The organism is Paenibacillus sp. FSL H7-0735 (assembly GCF_038008505.1).
Taxonomy (GTDB): domain Bacteria; phylum Bacillota; class Bacilli; order Paenibacillales; family Paenibacillaceae; genus Paenibacillus_AQ; species Paenibacillus_AQ odorifer.
Genome location: NZ_JBBOZH010000001.1, coordinates 871,626 through 891,883 on the forward strand (window position 1 = coordinate 871,626; position 20,258 = coordinate 891,883).

General features: G+C 42.1%; 17 protein-coding genes. 13 read left to right on the plus strand and 4 right to left on the minus strand.

Annotated elements, in window-relative coordinates; genetic code table 11:
* Positions 1 to 111 precede the first annotated feature (111 nt).
* Entirely contained in the window at positions 112 to 1,278 is a 1,167-nt protein-coding gene (locus tag NSS82_RS03880) for a DUF4317 domain-containing protein (RefSeq protein ID WP_036684821.1), read from the plus strand.
* A gap of 73 nt (positions 1,279 to 1,351) precedes the next feature.
* On the opposite strand, the gene NSS82_RS03885 is transcribed toward NSS82_RS03880, so the two are convergent.
* Positions 1,352 to 1,885, minus strand: coding sequence for an NAD(P)H-dependent oxidoreductase (locus tag NSS82_RS03885; RefSeq protein ID WP_076136859.1), 534 nt, complete (start codon positions 1,883 to 1,885; stop codon positions 1,352 to 1,354).
* A 191-nt stretch (positions 1,886 to 2,076) separates the two neighbouring features.
* Here NSS82_RS03885 and NSS82_RS03890 point away from each other — a divergent pair, with 191 nt between their 5' ends.
* The 4 genes from NSS82_RS03890 (at position 2,077) to NSS82_RS03905 (ending at position 4,841) form a co-directional block, all read left to right on the plus strand.
* Positions 2,077 to 2,442, plus strand: coding sequence for a winged helix-turn-helix transcriptional regulator (locus NSS82_RS03890; RefSeq protein ID WP_076128545.1), 366 nt, complete (start codon positions 2,077 to 2,079; stop codon positions 2,440 to 2,442).
* A complete protein-coding gene (locus tag NSS82_RS03895) occupies positions 2,424 to 2,993 on the plus strand; it encodes an SF0329 family protein (protein WP_076136857.1) in 570 nt (189 codons plus the stop codon). Before NSS82_RS03890 ends, NSS82_RS03895 begins: the two co-directional genes overlap by 19 nt.
* A gap of 113 nt (positions 2,994 to 3,106) precedes the next feature.
* Positions 3,107 to 3,829 carry an MBL fold metallo-hydrolase gene (locus NSS82_RS03900; RefSeq protein WP_076272131.1) on the plus strand — a complete coding sequence of 241 codons (723 nt, stop codon included), beginning with the start codon at positions 3,107 to 3,109 and terminating at the stop codon, positions 3,827 to 3,829.
* A 253-nt stretch (positions 3,830 to 4,082) separates the two neighbouring features.
* On the plus strand, positions 4,083 to 4,841 hold the full coding sequence (locus NSS82_RS03905; RefSeq protein WP_076272132.1) for a hypothetical protein: 759 nt from the start codon (positions 4,083 to 4,085) through the stop codon (positions 4,839 to 4,841).
* A gap of 22 nt (positions 4,842 to 4,863) precedes the next feature.
* Here NSS82_RS03905 and NSS82_RS03910 read toward each other — a convergent pair whose 3' ends face one another.
* On the minus strand, positions 4,864 to 5,805 hold the full coding sequence (locus NSS82_RS03910; protein ID WP_076272133.1) for an AraC family transcriptional regulator: 942 nt from the start codon (positions 5,803 to 5,805) through the stop codon (positions 4,864 to 4,866).
* Between the two features lie 425 nt (positions 5,806 to 6,230).
* Between NSS82_RS03910 and NSS82_RS03915 the strand changes: the two genes are divergently transcribed.
* Entirely contained in the window at positions 6,231 to 7,250 is a 1,020-nt protein-coding gene (locus NSS82_RS03915; protein WP_076136849.1) for a glycoside hydrolase family 88/105 protein, read from the plus strand.
* 12 nt (positions 7,251 to 7,262) lie between these two features.
* Positions 7,263 to 9,425 (plus strand): 1,3-beta-galactosyl-N-acetylhexosamine phosphorylase, encoded by a 2,163-nt coding sequence (gnpA, locus tag NSS82_RS03920; RefSeq protein ID WP_076272134.1) that lies wholly within the window; start codon positions 7,263 to 7,265, stop codon positions 9,423 to 9,425.
* A 76-nt stretch (positions 9,426 to 9,501) separates the two neighbouring features.
* Here the strand turns inward: gnpA and NSS82_RS03925 are convergent, their stop codons facing one another.
* Positions 9,502 to 11,025 carry a flavocytochrome c gene (locus tag NSS82_RS03925; protein WP_036684833.1) on the minus strand — a complete coding sequence of 508 codons (1,524 nt, stop codon included), beginning with the start codon at positions 11,023 to 11,025 and terminating at the stop codon, positions 9,502 to 9,504.
* A gap of 494 nt (positions 11,026 to 11,519) precedes the next feature.
* On the opposite strand from NSS82_RS03925, the gene NSS82_RS03930 reads away from it, so the two are divergent.
* Together NSS82_RS03930 and NSS82_RS03935 are read left to right on the plus strand one after the other, a co-directional pair.
* Positions 11,520 to 12,407 (plus strand): spermine/spermidine synthase domain-containing protein, encoded by an 888-nt coding sequence (locus tag NSS82_RS03930; protein WP_256718379.1) that lies wholly within the window; start codon positions 11,520 to 11,522, stop codon positions 12,405 to 12,407.
* A gap of 51 nt (positions 12,408 to 12,458) precedes the next feature.
* Positions 12,459 to 13,328, plus strand: coding sequence for an aminoglycoside phosphotransferase family protein (locus tag NSS82_RS03935; RefSeq protein WP_076207624.1), 870 nt, complete (start codon positions 12,459 to 12,461; stop codon positions 13,326 to 13,328).
* Positions 13,329 to 13,554: 226 nt separating this feature from the next.
* Here NSS82_RS03935 and NSS82_RS32640 read toward each other — a convergent pair whose 3' ends face one another.
* Positions 13,555 to 13,635 (minus strand): putative holin-like toxin, encoded by an 81-nt coding sequence (locus tag NSS82_RS32640; RefSeq protein ID WP_367946913.1) that lies wholly within the window; start codon positions 13,633 to 13,635, stop codon positions 13,555 to 13,557.
* Between the two features lie 365 nt (positions 13,636 to 14,000).
* Here NSS82_RS32640 and NSS82_RS03940 point away from each other — a divergent pair, with 365 nt between their 5' ends.
* From NSS82_RS03940 to NSS82_RS03955, 4 genes are all read left to right on the plus strand, one after another.
* A complete protein-coding gene (locus NSS82_RS03940; RefSeq protein WP_076272136.1) occupies positions 14,001 to 15,557 on the plus strand; it encodes a glycosyltransferase family 39 protein in 1,557 nt (518 codons plus the stop codon).
* Positions 15,558 to 15,588: 31 nt separating this feature from the next.
* Entirely contained in the window at positions 15,589 to 15,837 is a 249-nt protein-coding gene (locus NSS82_RS03945) for a hypothetical protein (protein ID WP_076272137.1), read from the plus strand.
* A 96-nt stretch (positions 15,838 to 15,933) separates the two neighbouring features.
* The gene (gene yaaA / locus NSS82_RS03950; RefSeq protein WP_076272138.1) at positions 15,934 to 16,686 is read left to right on the plus strand and encodes a peroxide stress protein YaaA; all 753 of its coding nucleotides are present in this window, start codon (positions 15,934 to 15,936) and stop codon (positions 16,684 to 16,686) included.
* Positions 16,687 to 16,860: 174 nt separating this feature from the next.
* A complete protein-coding gene (locus tag NSS82_RS03955) occupies positions 16,861 to 20,226 on the plus strand; it encodes a HEAT repeat domain-containing protein (RefSeq protein WP_076098708.1) in 3,366 nt (1,121 codons plus the stop codon).
* Positions 20,227 to 20,258: the final 32 nt, after the last annotated feature.

Genomic DNA, 20,258 nt, shown 5'->3' on the forward strand with positions numbered 1-20,258 from the left:
ACGCACTTACTTTAATAGAAAAATCTTAACTTCAACTAATATAGCGAAGGTTTTTTTTATCCTTTATACTGAAAAGACCAATTAATCTTCCTAGGAGTTGTCTAACGAATCATGATAAAGAAAGAAGTCGCGCATATACGCAAGCAATTTAAGCTGGATCACGATTTAATGAGTATTTACGATATTCTCAACGTGTATATTATGAAGGAAAGCAACGAGATCTATCATTGGGAGCGCCAGCCGTTTGGAATGGTGGACAGAGAGAAGCAGGAGCTGTATATGGGCAATTTCAAAAAACTCCTGACCGGTGAACTGGATCAGAAATTGTTCGAGTTGAAGTTTCAAGCGGAAGCGGAGGAGCCAGCGCAGGTGATGCTTCATCAAGCTTTGGTGACAGGGGATCCGGATGAATGGCAGGACCTGATGCTGCTGTTGGTGGACAGAATGATGGCGGATACTCATTATGAACGGGATACGGTGATCACTTTCGTTCGCGGACAGTATTTCCGCCCGACTAAAGATAGAAACGATGAAGCCGAGGAAAGTGAGAAAAACGAACTATTCGCGCATCCTTTTATCCTATGCAGCGTGAATTCCACGGAGAAACAACGGAAAGCTCTCTTGTTTGATTACGTGGAGCGGGAGTTCAAGTACAATGTCATTGTAGATCCGATTGTCAAGTTAAGTACGCCGGAGCAAGGTTTCTTTTACCCAAGCGTGACGGACAATTATTCCGATGTGAACCGCATTCTGTATTGTACGGGGAAATCGAACTTCCCGGATCCGCATTTTGTCGGAGAGGTCTTGAATGCCGAAAGATCCAATACGGCTCTGGAAGAGAGAGCTATATTCGAAGACATCGTGAAGGAAGTGGCGGGCGAACAGCTTGATGCAACCACTCTCGCACAGGTGTACGAGGAGATCCATCAGGTCATCGAAACCAACGACGATAAGGAAGAACCTCCAATGCTCGATTATAGAGATCTGGAACGTGTACTGACGGTAAGTGGCGTAGAGAACGTGACAATGGAAAAAGTGGAACGGGCGTTTGAAACGATCGTTGACGATAAGCATTATGAGATGAAGGCGAGCAGCGTAATGCCGAAATTCACTACCAAATCGATTAAGATCGATACAAAGGTAGCTACGATTTCGGTCAGCCCGCAGGATTTAAAATATGTGAAGCAAGTGAATTATCATGGGAGACGCTGCATTTTGATTGAGGTTGACGAAGATGCCGTGATCGAAGGATTCACACTTACTACAGAGAATCTTTAGACCGCTTCAACAATGTTATGGGCTATCCTTAAAGTCTTTGAACAAGACTAAGGATAGCCCAATTTTTTTTGTGTCAAATACGGTGATTAAAGATATATTCGATATATTCTTTTGCGCTAGTATTAATTTCTTCATCGCTGGCTTGGAATGAAGCTCCAAAAACAGCAAAGTACGGTAGGGCTTCTGCGCCTACATGTTTGGCACTGGCGTTAAAGGGTGCGATCACTTCGTCTACGGTAAAAGAAACAGAGCCCTCTGGCTGATAATTTTCTTTTTTATCACCAATGGACAGGGCCAGCCCTAACTTTTTCCCGTTAAGCTTATTCCCGTTTGATCCATAAGCCCACCCGTAAGCCAACACATCGTCAAACCATTTTTTTAATAGCGGCGGATAACTGTACCAATACAACGGGAATTGAAAGATCACATGGTCATATGCTTCCATTAGATTCTGCTCTCTAGGAACATTAATATTCCAGTCAGGGTACTCCTTATAAATCTCATGAAGGGTAATGTCGTTGGGATATAATAGCAGTTCTTCTTTCCAGCGCTGGTTGACCCTCGAATTCTCAAGGCCCGGATGCGCCAAAATCACTAGTGTTTTCATGATGAATCTCCATTCTCAGGCCTATACTATTTATGAATATTATTATTATCTTGCAGGTTGTAAAAAAAGAAAATACACACAATAAAGTAAGATGGTTACTTCGAGGTGTGTACTGGACTCCGAAAAAAATATATGCAACAATGAAGTTTTAAGTAAGCTTAATTTGATCAGCATGAACGAGGTGTTATTCTATGAAACAATATCATCTAGGGATAGAGGCAACACTAGAAATCATCGGCGGAAAGTGGAAAGCTTTGATCATTTGCTTTTTGATGTCCGGTGCCAAAAGAACAAGTGAATTACAGCGTAATATTCAGGGCATCTCACAAAAGGTTCTGATCCAGCAGCTTCGTGAACTTGAGAGGGATGGGCTTGTCAAAAGATTCGTGTACCAGCAGATGCCGCCAAAAGTTGAATACAGCCTCACGGAATATGGCGTTACAGCCAATAAGATCGTGGATGTTATGTGTTCTTGGGGAAAAGAAAATATAAAAATAAGACAAAGACGAGGAGAAGAGATCGTCTTGTTGGAGGATACATGTCCTGGAGCAAATTAAAGCAACAACTGGAGAGTTTTCTCTGTCCTGCGTTATCCGGCAAGGTTGAATATCGTGCAAGCAGTTACCGTTATTTACCTGATAAATCAGGGAGCTGTTATATTTCGGTAGATAAAAAGAACGTACTCAATATGAATGATAGAACTAGCTCAATCAGATGGTATCAGACGGAGCAGGAGATTAAGAATGATTCAGAACTCCAAATTCCAATCCATCCTGAAGACATCGAAGCGGTTAGAAAAGATAGTAAAGGGATCATCCCGGAGGATCGTCTAATAGTCATTGCAAGAAGCAGAAAGATATCAGAAGTTGCAAAGGAGCTTTTGTCAGCACAGACCTCATTAAGTAAATCGAATTTTATCGTTATAGCTAATAATTTTTTATCTACTTCTATAGAGGAAAGCATAGAGAGCGATGATATCTTATTGAATATTCTGGCTTTAGTGGACAGACGGGTTGGGAAAAAGCGGATTTTAAACATGAGCGAGAAGATGCAGTTAAAGCATCCGATTGTGCAATATTTTTATGAACTACGGCGTAGTACATTGTGAATATAACTAAACTCTCCCTTGCTCAATGGCATCTGCTTCATCCATTATAAATAGGTAATCATCTCCCCCATAGAGCGTATCTTTACCTGTATCCATAAAGGAGAGAAAATAGGATGGAACTCAAAAAAATAAATGACTCTATTTATTATTTGAAAAGTGTCCGAGAAACAGACAGACCTGTTTTGGGATATGTTTTAGGTGACAGCTTTTCAATTATGATTGATTGTGGCAATTCAAAATCGCATTTAGATGCCTTTATAAAGTGTTTGGATGATAACAATCTGCCACGTCCCAAATATGCTTTGATCACGCACTGGCATTGGGATCATACCTTTGGTATGCATGCTTTTGACGGGGGAACTATAGTCTCTTCAGCAACGAATGAGGCACTAAAGCGCCTGAAAGCATGGGAATGGGATGAAGAAGCTGTGGTAAAACGTTTAGAGACCAAAGAAGAAATAGCATTCGCCTATAACTGTATGAAAAAAGAATATGATACGTTTGATAAGATTAAGGTTAGCACAGGAAATATTATTTTCGAGGATGCTTTAACGCTGGATTTAGGGGGCACCACTTGCCAGATTATAAAGGTAGGAGGGCCACATGAAGACGATTCTTGTGTTGTATATATAAAAGAAGCGGGAGTTTTATTCGCAGGTGATGCACATAGCGGGGATTATTATCATGGAGAAGGTAAAATTGATCCGATAAAAATGAAAAAATATATTGAGTTTTTATCGACTCTTTCATTTACTACGTATATCCCGGGGCACGACGCCCCTATGAGCAAGGAAGAAATCATTCCCTTGTTAAATAGATTTTGTGAGGTCAAGTAAAGGCTAGCCTTATCACATAACAGCTTATTTTATTAGGCGACTTGTTAGGTATGAATTCGGTAGTGTACCGGACGCATGCCTTTTTGTTGTGCCTGATGGGGCAGTTCATAGGGGGTGGCTTATTTGCGTTTATTGGGAAGCAGCGTTACGATTAATCATAAGCAGCCTTGCTTCAAACCCCTCCTGAGCTATTAGAAATCTTAGACGAATTATACATCGATGGCTGGGGACATGTACAGAAAGGGAAACAGAAATGGATAAGAAAATAAGCGTAGAGAATCTAAAACTGACACCACAAAATGATACTTATTATATTGCTTGGAGTATCGGAGTCGATAAGAAGTATAAAAAGCATATGAAAAAAGAAATAAAGAGCCAACTCACAGACGTTCTAGGATCCATGACTCAAAATAATGCTGTGGAGGATATTTCAGTTTACAGTCATAACAAAACAGCCGAAAAACATGGAGAATTCATTATATGGGATTATCTTATCCTAATGCAGATCAAGGAAAAAGAAGATGCCAAAATCATTTTACCTAACTTAAAAAATGTGAATATACCTTTCGTGCTCGAAACAATCCGTATGGAGTTACTTGTAACTACACCAAACAGTACGTACCCTACACCAGGGGAAGGCGCGAGAAAACGGCATGTAAAGCCATTTTATGCAATTGAATATGTCGATGTTCAGCCTAATTATTTAGATGAATTCCGGGACATAATGATTAACAATAACGGACCGGCAATGAAGTACATAATGGAGGAAGCGAGATGGTGTCATAATTTTTATGCATTAGAAACGCTGACTGTCTTCTATCATAATTCAAGTTATCCTACTTGGAACCAGATTCATGTCATAGGTTTGTATTTGGAATCAATTTTTCTATATAAAAAAGATTTCTCAAAAGGGCTGGCACTGACCCACAGCATTTCATTTGAAGAAAACTTTGCGCAGTTAAAGAAGATAAGAACCATGTTATATAAAACGATCGGGAGAAAGATGATCTAGAATAGACGAATGGATAAATGGATCAAACCCACCCCGTAAACTCCAATATAGACGCTTTAGCGGATTGTGCTTCGGATTGTGCGCCTTTACGCCATTGTTTAGGTGACTCACCCATAAGCTTGGAGAAACATCGGTTGAAGCTGGATATGGACTGAAAACCTACTTGCTCAGAGATGGAGAGAATGGAATCATCCGTACTTTTTAACTGCTTGCAGGCCTCTTCAATACGGGTACTGTTTAGGAAGTCGAGAGGTGCGGACCCCATAATCTCATGGAATTTCCTGCGGAAATGAGTGGTACTTAGGTGGCACAGATCAGCTAAAAAATCGATGGTAATCGGCATCATGTAGTTTTTAGTGATGTATTCCAGAACGGGTGAGATGACAAAATCGCCCTTCAGGCTATGCTCTGTTTCTTGATCAACCAAGGGCTCATTCCGGGAATGAATTCTAAGGAGTTCTATATAAAGCGATAACAATAAGCCGTAGGCACTTTCTTGATAGTAAGGATTTTTTTGTTTCAATTCCTCTAAGACCGATGTCGCAAGGGTATAAACCTTGGGATGTTCCTCTTTGTTCAAAATACAGTTTGTTCCCTTAATTGCCCACAGATTCGGCTCAAAGTTGCTGTAAGCGCTCTTGAAGGATTGCTGAAAAAGATCCTCAGGCGAAAAAAAGATATAAGACCACAGACTGGCTTCATTCGGCGAACTATAAGTTGTATGAGGGAGATACCTAGGGATGAAGGTCACATCTCCGGCTTTAAAAGGCACAGATTCTCCTTTGATCTCCATGATGCCGCTATCCGAATGGCAAATGCCAATCTCCAAATGATTATGGAAATGCAGATGTTCACTTTTAATATCAGAAATCTTCCAACGTTCACCGCTTAACAGCAGGATAGGAAAGTTTATCGGTAAGCTGTAGTGGCGGTATTCAATGACGGGCTTCTTTTTTCTGGGCATATTCTCAATACTCCCATTCTTATTACGTAGGTTGAGTAGATTATAGGTTAACGTTATATCAAATTCAACTATATAAAGAGAACTTGATATTATACAATTTTGGAAAAAAGTGGCGGAGGAGAAGTTTGGAACTGTAGGAGCGTTAGCGTCCGCCTTTGTCAGCAGATTTCCACCGCGAAGAGCGGTATAAAATCAAGAAATTCTTACGACAACAGCGGCCGGAAGTCCAAACATTCTCTGTAGTCACGGCCAATCCCGAAATATAAGAACTACTAGTTAATGGTTGAAATTGCACAGTTTAGTTATGAATATGCTTAGAATCAGACCATTTTACTACTTACAATAGAGTTAGTAAAGCGTTTACAATGTGGACGGACAGCTCTCAAGCGCCTTTGGGGGCGTGTGCGAAAGAGAGGAGAAACAAGATGCTTCAATTAACTTATGACAGAGAAGAGATTTTAAGGGTCATCGATAAAGTGGTCAGAAAAACAATGGCGATGGATTTAACATGGGACTGGCCTTGTGGTGTGGCTTATTATGGGGTAACCAGAGCTTATGAAACTACAGGAAATAAAGAGTATTTGGATATGCTTGTCCAGTGGGCAGATGAATATATCGAGCTGGGTCTGCCGGATTGGACAGTTAACACCTGTGCTATGGGCCATATGCTGATCACCTTGTATGAAGAAACAGGTAACCAGAAGTATTGGGATATTGTGATGAGCAAAGTGGATTATCTGCAGAACAATGCGCTTAGATTCGGAGATCATGTGTTGCAGCATACCGTCTCTATTTCTAATGATTTTCCAGAACAGGCATGGGCGGATACCTTGTTTATGGCGGCATTTTTCCTGCTCCGTGTAGGAAGCAAATTAAAGGATCAGGAAATGATCCAAGATGCCTTGAATCAATATTATTGGCATATCAAATACCTGCAAGATCCTAGCAGCGGGTTTTGGTACCACGGCTACAATAATGTGAAGCAGGATCACATGTCTGGACTATTCTGGGGCAGAGCGAATGCTTGGGGCGCATACACTATGTCGCAAGTTAAAAAGCTTTTGAAAGAATGGTATTTGTATCCCCAGTGTATGGACGTAGAGTGTTCGCTGCGCGATCAACTGGCCGCACTCAAGCTGGTGCAAACGGAGCACGGCCTGTGGCGGACTGTACTAGATGATGAGGAGTCTTATGAAGAAGTATCCGCGTCTTGCGGCATTGCGGCTGCTATGATCAATAACGGCAACCCGCTGCATACCAAATATGTGCAAAAGGCCCTGAAAGGTATTTTGAACAATATCAGTGATGATGGACGGGTGCTGGGTGTTTCTGGCGGAACAGCGGTTATGAAGGATCGGGAAGGATACCGCAATATTCCAAAAGACTGGATTCAAGGCTGGGGTCAAGGCTTAGCGTTAGCTTTTCTATCCGATATGCTTAAATAGGAGGGATCCAAGTTGTCCAAAAAAACAACGGGGGCCTTTACACTGCCGGGAGAATCCGGTTATGAGGCATTGACCCTGAAATTAGCTGAACGTTGGGGTGCCGATGTCATCCGTGACAGTGACGGCACACAGTTGTCTGATGAGATTATCAACGCAGGATACGGCATTTATTCTACAATCTGCATCATCAGAGATCACAACGAATGGGCGTCACAGAATTCAGACAAACTGCAGCAGAGCTTTTTAATAACTAATCCGAAGGTAGCGGTACAAGATTATTTATCCATCTATCTGATGGAGGATTTTTTTGCTGAACAATTCCGAGTGAATGATTCCAAAGAGGCGTTTAAGTACTGGCAGGTTTTTGACCGAACGACGGGCGAAGAGGTTCCAAGAGAACTGTGGAATTATGAGCGGGAATCGGGAAATGTAGTCATTACCGGAATTGCACCTTGGCATAAATACACAGTCAGCTTCATGGTCTACCGGATTTGGGAAGAGATCTCCATGTACAATCACACCACGAATCACTGGGAAAAAGAGCATCTGATGCAGATCGATCCCATCTATGTAGAAACGCAAAAATATTTACTCCATTGGATAGAAGATTGGTGTCATAAGCATAAGGAAACAACAGTGGTTCGGTTTACCTCCCTCTTTTATAATTTCGCCTGGATCTGGGGCAGTGATGAGCGCAATCGCCATTTGTTCTCGGACTGGGGTTCATATGATTTTACGGTAAGCTCAAGAGCGCTTGATCTGTTTGCCAAAAAATATGGGTATTCGCTCACGGCCGAGGATTTTGTGAATGGTGGGAAATATCGGGTCAGTCATATCCCGGCGCAGCAGCGGAAGCTGGACTATATGGCATTTATCAATGATTTTGTCATCGAATTTGGTAAGCAATTAATTGATATTGTGCATAAGCACGATAAGCTGGCGTATGTCTTCTATGATGATAGTTGGGTTGGCATGGAGCCTTACAATGACCGTTTTGAGGAGTTTGGTTTTGACGGGATGATTAAATGTGTGTTCTCAGGGTTTGAGGCAAGGCTTTGTTCTGGTGTAAAAGTAGATACCCATGAGATTCGGCTGCATCCCTATTTATTTCCGGTTGGATTGGGAGGGCTCCCTACGTTTATGGAGGGAGGTAACCCTACGCTCGATGCCAAAAAGTATTGGATTAATATCCGGCGCGCCTTGCTCAGAGAGCCTATAGATCGGATTGGACTGGGCGGATATTTGCATCTTGTAGAGCCTTATCCGGATTTTTGTGATTATATCGAAAAGATCGCGGATGAATTCAGAGAAATTAAAGAGCTGCATCATAAAGGCAAACCGTATCACATTAAGACGAAGGTAGCCATTTTACACGCTTGGGGTAAATTGAGATCGTGGACTTTGTCCGGGCATTTCCATGAAACGTATATGCATGATCTGATTCATATCAATGAGGCTTTGTCCGGATTGCCGATTGAAGTCCAGTTCATTGATTTTGAAGATATCCGTAAGGGAGTATTACAAGAGTGTGATGTAGTGATTAATGCCGGCTCGGCAGGTTCAGCATGGAGTGGCGGAGAATACTGGAGTGACCATAAGTGCGTGGACTTACTGACAGCGTGGGTTTATGAGGGCGGTACTTTTATAGGTGTCAATCAGCCTTCGGCGCTTGAAGGTTATGACAGCTTTTTCAGAATGGCCCATGTGCTTGGTCTGGATGAGGATACAGGCTCCAAGGTAGCTCATGGAAGATGGACATTTGAGGCTAGAGATGAGCAAGATTTAGTGCCTGAAGGAGCCAGCATAACACCTAAAAATAACATTTATCTTACGGATGGCTCGGCAGCGGTATTGTGTGAAAAGAGTGGGATGATAACATTGTCTGCCCATGCCTTTGGTAAAGGAAAGGGGATCTACCTGCCTTCTTTCACCTTAAGCTTTGAAAATACAAGATTGCTGTTAAATGTGATTCGTTATGCCGGGAATGAGTTAAAGGAAACAAAGTATATTACGGATAATTTATATACAGAGTGTGCGTATTATCCAGAAAGTAAAATACTCGTCGTGATTAACAATAGCGACCAGCTTCAAAAAACTACGATTGATACAGAATATGGACAACAAACGTTGGAATTAGATCCGTTTGATACTATTATCCGAACTATTGGCGATTAATTACATTAAAAAAGCTCAAGCCAGCGGCTAACTTGCCGATGCTTGAGCTTTTTGCTGTGAGGCCTATAGTATCTACTTATTTTGCTTTTATGAATTCAGCAGATTTGATCCCAGCTTGACGGCCGAAAATAATGATTTCTGCAACAGAGTTGCCGCCAATCCGGTTTTGTCCGTGTAAGCCGCCTGTAACTTCACCTGCCGCAAACAGACCAGGAATAGCTTCACCATCTTTATTCAGAACTTCTGTGTTCGTATTGATCTTCACACCACCCATGGTGTAGTGAATCCCAGGAGCAATTTTAATAGCGTAGAAAGGACCAGTGGACAGGTCATTGTCCATTCCTGTAGTTCTGCCAAATTCGGCATCCTTTTTATTCTTAACCGCGCTGTTCCAAGTATCAAGCGTTGTTGCCAGCTTATCCTCTGGAACACCGATTTCTTTGGCCAAAGCTTCGATGGAATCCGCCTGAATCACGAAGCCCATTTTGTCATATTGTTCAATAGCCTTCACACGGGATTTAACACCGGAATCAAAGACCAGCGTAGCTGCTTTTTCAGGCAGTGTATTGATGGAAGCCGTTACTTTATCACGGGTATCCAATTCGTTGGTGAAGCGTGTGCCTTCACTGGAAACAAGGATAGCGCCTTCCCCACGAACAGCTTCGCCGATGAGGTAGGATTTTTCTTGCTGCACAGTCGGGTGAACTTGGATTTGATCCATATCGACGGTTGTGCCGCCGAGTTTCTCAATCATCTTGATGCCGTCTCCGGTACTGCCGATTTGGTTAGTAGTAACGTAGCCTTCCAAGTCAGGTCTTACTTCGGAGATCAAATCCATATTGGCACCGAACCCGCCAGTGGTTACAACGACAGCATCTGCCGTAATTGTTTTTTCCTCTGTTTGGTTAAAGAGGACTTTAACGCCATTAACCTTGCCGTCTTTTTCGGTAATTTCTTTGACATCAGCATTCACGAAAAGTGGAATTTCTTTCTCTTGTACGTTTTTCACTAAACCTTTGACAAGGTATTGACCCACAGCAGAGCCATCTTCAGGACGGTGTGTACGTTTTTCGTTCATGCCGCCTGTAATGGTGATATTGTTCAAGCGGATTCCTATGGAATCCAGCCAATCGATCGCACTCGCGGAATTATCAACGAAGAAACGAAGCATTTCTTTGTCGTTAGTGTCATGGCCACCTTTTAATGACTCTTCATAAAATAAATCATTGCTGTCTTCAATGTTTTGTTCTTTTTGAAATTTCGTTTCAGAAGCGTTCATTCCCGAAGAGGATTTGGTTGTGTTCCCGCCGGCAACCGGCATTTTTTCCAAAATAACAGGGTTCATGCCTTTCTCTTTGGCCTCAAGCGCTGCGGACATTCCCGCACCACCCGCACCGACAATGATGATATCATATTTATCTTTTAATTGATCGAATGGTGTGTAGCTTGCTTCAGATGCCCCGGAGACGGCTTCAACTTCTTTTTTCTCGTTGTTATTACTCTTGCTCTCGTTCACCTTGTCGTTTCCATTACCGCAACCTGCGGTAACGAGCATGACAGAGAGGACGAGACTCAGAGCACCAGCTGCTTTCTTTTTCATTGTTAACCCTCCACTTTTATATTTCTCTATTAAGATGTACTTAAGATGTACCAAAAGAACCCGACAAAAAAGAAAGGAAGTATCAGAGGGAGTTGGAAGTGGAGAAGCGCGCGCGTCGCTGTTATTCTCCTAACTTCAAATCTTCTACGGTTACGTCCACAGTTTCCATCGTTATTCTCTTTAGTTCATCTTCTTATTAAGTATACCATCAATCATGACTATTAGTGAAAGTTTTCACAAATTATACAAGTCGTCTATTCTAACATAGGGTAACGAAATATTGAGCAGATTAGGCGCGATATAGGCCATAAACCTTGTAATTAGAAGATTTTGGCGTAAGATTTTCTTACTGTAGGAGCGGAACTGTCACGGATTAGTAAAGTGGTTTTTGTTCTTCTGGATTTTTAAATGGTAAAATGAGAGTATTGCCTACTAGTCAATCCGGAAAGACTAACATGAGACATAGAAACAAATTCTAATTAATAGGTGAGAATATGGAATTTAATAATGTAATAAAAGAAAAGGTAAAAGAAGATAACTATAAAGTGTTTGCTTTACTAAGCCGCTATTTGAATAATACCCCCGACTTTATTAACAAAGAAGAAATTGAAGAAATCGTAAACTGTGGTGTATCTTATGAATACGCTTTTGGTTTAATGCTGGCTGCTGCTTTTGGGATGGATACGGTTGATAATGTTGATGATAAGGAATTGTTTAACCAATATTTTAGCAATATGCTTCATAAGCTTGATGCAAATGAATATTATGACAATCCATATTATAAAAATATCAAGATTCCTACTATAAAGATTAATAATAGTGAATTAAAATATGAAAAATATAAACCTTTTGAAGGTTTTGTTTGCAATGATATCATCCGGACAGAAGAGGGAAGACAAATTCCTCAGGTTGGTTTTTTTCAAAATGAATTCATGTTCCCGGCCGTCTTGGAGAATGATAGAATCTGGATGACCATCACGCCAAATGAAATAGAAACAATGAAAGAAGCTGTAGATAAAGCGTTTGGGAATGTTCTTACGTTTGGGCTTGGGCTTGGCTATTATGCTTATATGGTTTCTGAAAAAGATAATGTTGAAAGCATAACGGTTGTTGAAAAAAATCAAGATGTCATTGATCTATTTAATAAATATGTACTGCCACAATTCAGTAATGCTCACAAGATCAGGCTTATCCAAGCAGATGCTTTCGAATATGCAGAACAACATATGTCTAAGGAGAAATATGATTTTGCATTTACGGATTTATGGCATGATGTTTCTGATGGAATGGATATGTATTTAAAAATGAAAAAGTTTGAAAAGGAAAGCCCGGATACTGTATTTATGTACTGGATAGAACAATCTATTTTATGTTATTTGTAATTTTGGGTTGCGTAAATCTGTTGTAGCTGACTCCGAAAGGAAGACCCATTTTTGAAAACTCCTATATCTATCATAAATTGGCTAGAGCACAACGAAATCATAAACGACTTATTAAATCAGGAAGACAGCTTAACTGCGCATACAATGGATCAAGGATTTGAAGCTGAGGTCATAAGGATTAATTCTGATCAAGAGAGCTATGTACTGAAAACATGGAATAAGGAATCCAGACCGGATGTCCAGTTTCAATATCGTTTATTGGATGTTCTATCCGAACGAGGAGTAGCCGTCTCTAAACCAGTGGGCTGGGGAATCAATCCGGAGGGATATAAGGTGTTGTTAACAGGTTTTGACGGAACCCCTATTCATAAAATGAATACCAGGAAAATGAAGGAACTCGCAAGCCTATTAGCAAAAATACATAAAATTCGCGTTGAAGAGATTGGAAATATACAACTGCCAAAATACAATTTTATCGGCTACTTTTTCCCTGAAGCCAAAGAACAATCTGATATTTTTAATGTATTGACTACTCTTGTTGAGCAAACTCCAATGAAGCAGGACTGTATCATTCATGGGGATTTTCATATCGGAAATATAGTGGAGGATAAAGAGCGATATACCATAATTGATTGGACGAACGGCCAGTTGGGAGACTCTAGATATGATTTTGCCTGGTCACTTATTCTGCTGAAAATATATATCTCCGAGCGTTATGCTGATGTGTTCCGATCTGCTTATCTATTGGAAAATGATATAGATCAGGAAGAACTTGAAATCTTTGAAGCCTGGGCATGTCTACGGTGGATTTTGCTGAATAGAAGAGGTAGCACACCGAAAGGGCCTAATACAACGAAGAGAGTGAAAAGTTTAATCGCTGATAATCGGTTTTTAAAAAAGATGGATAGTAAATTCTTCTGATGTACGCAAGGATGGATGGATTTTCTGGGAGATTGGAAATGTAATGTAACACCGTACATTATTACGTTATTAAATTATTTGTGGTATATTAAAGGCAGAAAAGACGTAAAATGCAAAGAGAGCCGTGCTGTAACACGACTCCCAAGGCAATAGCCGCTTTTAAGGGCGGTAGGCTTCAGCAAATAGGACACGACAGATAGACCGCATGCCTTTGTGAGTGGGCGGTCTATTTGCGTTTATTGGACAGCAGCGCTACGATAAGCGAACCAAAGGTTAGCATAAGCATCATTGCTTCAAACACTGTCACAAGGCATCCCTCCCTTCGGTGAGAGGTAGCCGACCGACCCTTTAAGCCTATTCTATTTGCTCCACCAGTATAGCATAATCGTTTGAAAGAGAATTAAGACTCTTGTCATAATACTCCCTAGGATTGGAGTAGTTTTCCATTTTCTCTCTTTGTCTCCGCAACTCTCTCCATTTTGAAACTTCCGTATCACATTTGCGATTTTTTGATTCCCAATTGTAGGACGTACCCATCTTTCTAAATCTCTTCTTTGCGAATTCCCACATATCCGATTTTCATTGGATTTTCAGTTTGGGTGTTTATAATGCTTTTTATGAATCGGGGCAGCGGATTGTAAAGGGCTTTCGATTGCGTAAAGGAGGTTTTCCATGATAAGAGGAATTCAAAAAACATTGTATCTCATACTTGCATTCTTTATCGGTCTTTTTATCGCGTCCTCTTTTTTTATTAGGGCGAAATATAATTATTTCGTATATGGGGATACGCCAATTTTGGAGAGACAACAGCTGGGTCTTTTTATTCTAGTGATCGCAGTGGTGCTGGCATTAAGCGTTATTTTGTATAAAATGTGCCTGAAGCTTAATAAGTACAGTTGGAAAATAGTCATTCCAGCCACACTGCTATTTTCTTTTGCAATCCAGATGGTGATTATCTTTCTGTTTCCACGCTTGCCGACGGATGATTCGCAGACAGTGCTTTCATTGGCACTCGACATGCTGTACAGGAATGATTATTCGTCGTTTGACACGAACGGCTATCTGCATATGTTTCCGTTTAATTTTTCGATCGTTTTATATTTAAAGACGTTGTTGTTGATCTTTCCGGATAATTATCTGGTAATCAAAATATTTAATATTCTGTTTACACTCTTAACCTCGTTAATGATTTATATGCTGTATAAAGAGCTCAATTATAAGTCCAAGGATAAGGATTATGGCATCCTCGTGTTTGCCGCAACCTATATCCCTTCATTGTTTATGAGTAATTTTATCTATAACGATGTGATCGCTACCGCTTTTCTGACAAGTGCTTTATATTTTGCCATAAGATTTATCAAAAGAAGGTCCATTAAGGATATTCTCTTCGCAGCTCTCTTACTGGCAATAGGCAACTATTTCCGCAGTATCGGTGTTATTTTTCTGATTACCGTGGTGGCGGGTCTTTTATTTAACATACGTTCTATCGGGGTGAAAAAGGTTTTTAGCGCTTTGTTTATCACGGCCATATTGTTTAATGTTCCCGGCTGGACGCAAAATGCTGTGCTGCAGTCGACGAATGTTGCAGATGAACCGATGAACGAAAATTCCGCACCTGTCTACATGTGGCTGAATATGGGGATCAATCTGGAGACGTTTGGGTTCTGGGACAACCGGGAGAGCTACGCAATCTATCAGCAGGATGCAAATTATAATAAGGCAGAAAGTACGGAGTTATTTAAAGAAGAAATCCGTAATAAACTCTCCGAGGCGGGCCTAAGTGACTTAGTGAAGATGTATTATAAAAAAATCGTTTGGACCTGGACGGAAGGAACCTACCAGATGGAACGATATGGGCTCGGAAACGACGGATCATCCAGTAACGGGGGAAGAATGGGCTTTGTCATGGACCGTTATAGCTACACTAATGCTGCTACGGATTTGTTTAAGGCAGACTCCAATTATAGAAGCGGAATGTTGTGGCTGCTGTATGTCCTGAATTTTCTGATGTATGTATTTATACTCGTTCGCTTAATTGGTGGAATAAGAGCCAAAAGATTTGAAGAGACCTCTTTGATTCTTGTGGTGCTGGGCTTTATCGGATTCTATCTTTTATGGGAGATCAAGTCCCGGTATATTTACCCGGTGTATCCGCTGCTGATCGTATTATCCTACATGGGTTTTAAGGACGTATACGATTATATGTTAAAAAGATATTTTCCACGTTAACTATGTTCGCTCGGAAAGAGGGGATTCAAAGATGCGGATCAAGCGATATTTCGCTTTGCTCATAGCAGTGCTAAGTTGTTCCATGGTGCTCGTCTCCTGCGATGCTATTACTGCACAGAAGATAACGAGTACTGACTCCGGGTCAAGAGCGAACGGGGGACAGGGCTTCACCGGCGGGCGGGGGAAAGATGGGGGCGGATCTCCCGGCATGAATGGTGGGACAAGGAGAAACGGCAACCCAGGTACAGATGGCGGTGGCGCACAAGGTGGGTGGCAGTGAACAAATTTCATGAACTTGCCCCAAGCCTACGAAGATTAAGTGTGATAGGATAAGGTTACATTTAAATTCCCCGCGGGGGTAAGAAAAGGGAGCACCATGAGAATCATTATATCGCCTGCCAAGAAGATGAAGATGGATACGGATTTCTTGGATTGCCGCCAGATGCCGCAATTCATAAGCGAGTCGCAGACTCTTCTGGCCTTATTACAAAAGTTGAATTATGAAGAAGCCAAATCGTTATGGAAATGCAATGATGCCATCGCCACGCTGAATGTGGAACGGATTCGGGATATGGATGTAACACGGAATCTTACACCGGCTATTTTTTCTTATGAGGGTATCCAGTACCAGTACATGGCACCCGGGGTACTTCAAATGGAGGAGCTGGAATATCTTCAGCAGCATTTACGGATATTGTCCGGATTCTATGGAATCGTCCGGCCATTTGACGGCGTTGTTCCGTACAGGCTGGAGATGCAGGCTAAGCTTAGCGGACCTGGTTTCAAGTCTATCTACGAGTTCTGGAACAGGAAGCTGGCAGATCAGCTATTGTCGGAGACTGACATCATTCTGAATCTGGCCTCTAAGGAATACAGCAAGTGCATCTCCCCTTACATTGGCGGGAATGTTCGCATGGTTAGTTGTGTATTCGGGCAGGAGATCGGCGGTAAGGTAGTAGAGAGAGCGACCCTGGTCAAGATGGCCAGAGGTGAAATGGTACGCTTCATGGCTGAGCGGCAAATCAGCTGTGTGGAGGATATCAAAGGCTTCGACGGATTTGATTTCAGCTTTGCTGATGAGCTGTCGGATGAGAGTACGTATGTGTTTATTCAGAAAAAGAATGACTAGAGCAAGCAGTACATGAAGGTAATCCTGAAGGAGGTTGAATAACCGACTTCAGGGTTACCTTTATTTTTTGGTCAACGAAACCAGATGCTGAATTCTAGTTTTTTTAAAGGGGATAGATTAGGGTATAGAGAATAAAGTTCGGGTGGAATAAGAACAGGTTAACGAGGAGGACTTATGATTTTCAAAAGAGATCCATTGGATAAACAGAGTTTACTTAAAGAATTGGATTCGCTAGGCTATTCCGACAGAATCAAAAAAGTAGCAATCTTAGGCCGTGATCATCTCGGATCTGTCCAGTACTCCCAATTACTAGCCTCTTTGCTGGAGGATGGCGTTTATGAAGCGCGACTTGCCTTAATCGGCGCCATTGCAACACAAGATGCTGCTATTATTCTATCAGCACTGCGGCATCCCAAGGCAAGTATCAGAAATACGGCTGCGGGTCTTTTGGCAAGGGTGGCTTCGGATGCTGATATTGAACGTGAGCTCCCCCATTTATCCCATGATTGCCGCCGCAAGCTGCTGCACAGTATTTCACAGATTAACCGTCAGGAATTAGCGGAACGCTTATTGCCTGTAGTGTATGCCCGGTGGGGAGCAGAGGAAGCCGCGATTATATTGCAGGCCTGTTATTCGGCAACGGTAAGTAAATGGCTAGCTGATATCGGGTATGCCATAAAAGACTGGAAGAAATTATCCAGCCGGCATCTTGACGTAGTGGCGGAATACTTTGCAACAACACTGGAAAGCACACCACTCAGGGAAAAAGGCTATGTCTGGTGGAGATTCTCATCAGCTCTGGAGATCCTATGCAATCTGAAGGCAGATTTGGTGCTGGAGTGTGCGCTGAATCATGGACCCATGGACATCATACATCCTGCTTTAAAAGAACAGCTTGGCACGCTTGTACGCCAAAATCCTAATAAGGTATATCAGCTGTTAACACGAACGGAGTCGCGGAGCGATCTGATTTCTTATGGTGTTCCTGAAGCTGTTCTTAAAAGGAAAAAATATTTATCCATTGATCAATGGATTGAGATAGCGAAACTACTCGCAGATCACCCTATGCACATAGCAAAGCTGCTTCATAATATTGCACCCTCTAAGCGCAAGGTCATTTTCGATGCTGTGTATGAAGAAGATAAACGCAATGAACGCATTTTTCCGGAAAGATTACTGTATGTATTACCACATGCCTTGCGTGACAAGGAAGCCACCCGGATGCTTGGCCTTCGTGAAATCAATGATGACCGGGAGAGAACAATCAGATTTACAGCTTGCCGTTCTATTCTTCATTCAAGAGCGGGACTTGAACAAGCAACACAGGTATCCAGTGCAGACGAACGTGCCACGGCGCTTATGCAGCTGATCAGAAGTACCGTTCTGTCGAGACAGGGCATGAATGAAACTTTGGTGTACCTGGGCCGGATTAAAAATGATCAGGATCCTGTCCGGGGCGCTGTGTTTAAAGAGCTATCGGAAAGTCCTGCGTCTGTGTTCACGGATACCCATGTACAAGAGCTTACTTTGCTTGTTGATAGTGTTATAGAGGCCAGAGATACTTCATATGGTACAAAATTTTCCGTTCAACAACTGGCGGTTGCTATTCTCCGGCATAACGCATTACATCCTAATGGTGAGCTGTTTAAGTTTTCTTTAAAGACGATTCAGAAATTGGCCAAGCAGAATGGGCAGCTTTCCCTTCCATCATTGGAGAAGAATTTACCCAGGGGAGTAGAAGAGATTATCTTCGACGAAATTTATACATTAGCTGTACAGGCCAACAAAAGAGAAGACTACAATCTGGTGTTAGGCCTAGCTAGCTCATTCGGTAAAAGAGGTTACGGCATCATAAAACTTCAGAATCTGTTAAAGGAAGCAACGAGGGCAAAGGCAGATTCTACAGCCATACAAGCGGCCAGATACTGGCTTGCGCCTCATACAACGCGTGATGCCAGAGTTAAGGAATTATTAGCTTTAGATAAATCGTATATTACGATCCATGAAGTGTTCCAGCATCTGCATCTGAAGCGACAGGAATGGCTCGATCCTTTTATTTCAGGAGCTGTCATTAAGGGCAAGTTCCTATCAGGCAAAACTATCTATCTTGTGCCGGCCGCGGAGGGATTCCACAGATGGCTGCCACGTCAGCAACAAGCTTTAAGTGCCTTATTAGAAAAAATTGCATACGATGCCAAACGTAATCTTTGGGAGCGTGCAAGCGTTATTAAGATCATGGCAAGCATGCCTGATCTCGGTTCGGATAGGTTACTTGGGCTTATGCAGGATAAGGAAGTAACTGTAGTAGAAGCTGCACTTCATGCCTTTTCACTTATGGAAGAACCAGAGAAGGCACTTCCCGTTCTGCTGGAGAATCTGGATGGGGACCGGGCCCGTGTAGCCATGTACTCGATACCCAGATGCATCCGCAGGGTGAATCCGGTGTTACTGGTTACCATGCTGAAAGAGCTGCTGAATCGGGATAAGCTGAAGATCACTGTCAGAAAAGAAGCCGTTCGCTTACTGGGCGCTTATAGGAGCGATGACAGTCTTCCGCTATTGATGAACGAGTTCCAGAAACCCAATGCACACAAGGATGTAATCATAGCCATAGGGCATGCTGCGAAACAGCTTTTAGATGATGAACGCGCTTGGGATATGTTAAGTACAATGGCTTCTTCATCAGAAAGTGACATCGCAGGAAGTTTACTATCTCAACAGCCTAATGCTCTTCCGCTAGACTTTAGACCACGTTATCTAGGATTAATCCTTGAAATTGCAAGGCACCAGGATGCGTATATTGGCAGATATGCTTTCATTTCTATGATGCGGTGGACAAATGGAAATGAAGGGATTGTTGCAGCTGCCACCGCTCAGTCTATTACGGATTTGGAAGACAGAACTAGATGGGAAACTGCTATGAACACGCTGGTAGAAACCTGTCGCGATGGTAAGATCAATGAGGTTGTAGTTGGTGTATGTCAGAGACTGGTTAGTGCAGCGATAAGGGATGAATGGAACGCCACTGCCAAAAGAGATTTGCCTCATCGGCAACGTCTACTGAAATTAGTCAACCAGCTGATAGCTTTGCCAAAAATCACCCGGATGCACCTTATCCCTTTGTATACGGATCTGATTGACTGTCTGGCATCTGATGAGACCTTACAGCAAGCTGTGATGAAATTGTATATAGCAGCAATAGACTGGAATAACGTGGAGGAATCCGCCAATTATCTGAATCGGATCGTTACCACTATTTCAAATCAGCCCCAGCTATTAAGCGATGTTTATAAGCAGGTCGCGTATAATTTAGAAGAGAGCACGGGATACTGGAGTCCGGAAACTTTATTGGAAATTGTAGATGTTCTAGGGTCTGAGAGCCGTTACGAATCTCAGTATATTGGACTTTCGTTGCTTGAAGTTGCCGGAAGTGCTCTATTGTGGAGTCCAGAGCCTGCAGAGCGTCTGCGGTTGTACAGAAATCACACGAACCTTGCGGTTCGCTCACTTGCGCTAAATATTTGGACGGCGATAGATTAGTTTTTGATATTTTTTGAAAATATAAAACACCA

Coding starts and splice junctions, on each gene's coding strand:
- NSS82_RS03945 (WP_076272137.1), top strand. CDS start 15,589: ATGCGGATCAAGCGATATTTCGCTTTGCTCATAGCAGTGCTAAGTTGT.
- NSS82_RS03885 (WP_076136859.1), bottom strand. CDS start 1,885: ATGAAAACACTAGTGATTTTGGCGCATCCGGGCCTTGAGAATTCGAGG.
- NSS82_RS03895 (WP_076136857.1), top strand. CDS start 2,424: ATGTCCTGGAGCAAATTAAAGCAACAACTGGAGAGTTTTCTCTGTCCT.
- NSS82_RS03915 (WP_076136849.1), top strand. CDS start 6,231: ATGCTTCAATTAACTTATGACAGAGAAGAGATTTTAAGGGTCATCGAT.
- NSS82_RS03910 (WP_076272133.1), bottom strand. CDS start 5,805: ATGCCCAGAAAAAAGAAGCCCGTCATTGAATACCGCCACTACAGCTTA.
- NSS82_RS03890 (WP_076128545.1), top strand. CDS start 2,077: ATGAAACAATATCATCTAGGGATAGAGGCAACACTAGAAATCATCGGC.
- NSS82_RS03955 (WP_076098708.1), top strand. CDS start 16,861: ATGATTTTCAAAAGAGATCCATTGGATAAACAGAGTTTACTTAAAGAA.
- NSS82_RS03925 (WP_036684833.1), bottom strand. CDS start 11,025: ATGAAAAAGAAAGCAGCTGGTGCTCTGAGTCTCGTCCTCTCTGTCATG.
- NSS82_RS03905 (WP_076272132.1), top strand. CDS start 4,083: ATGGATAAGAAAATAAGCGTAGAGAATCTAAAACTGACACCACAAAAT.
- yaaA (WP_076272138.1), top strand. CDS start 15,934: ATGAGAATCATTATATCGCCTGCCAAGAAGATGAAGATGGATACGGAT.
- NSS82_RS03930 (WP_256718379.1), top strand. CDS start 11,520: ATGGAATTTAATAATGTAATAAAAGAAAAGGTAAAAGAAGATAACTAT.
- NSS82_RS03940 (WP_076272136.1), top strand. CDS start 14,001: ATGATAAGAGGAATTCAAAAAACATTGTATCTCATACTTGCATTCTTT.
- NSS82_RS03900 (WP_076272131.1), top strand. CDS start 3,107: ATGGAACTCAAAAAAATAAATGACTCTATTTATTATTTGAAAAGTGTC.
- NSS82_RS03880 (WP_036684821.1), top strand. CDS start 112: ATGATAAAGAAAGAAGTCGCGCATATACGCAAGCAATTTAAGCTGGAT.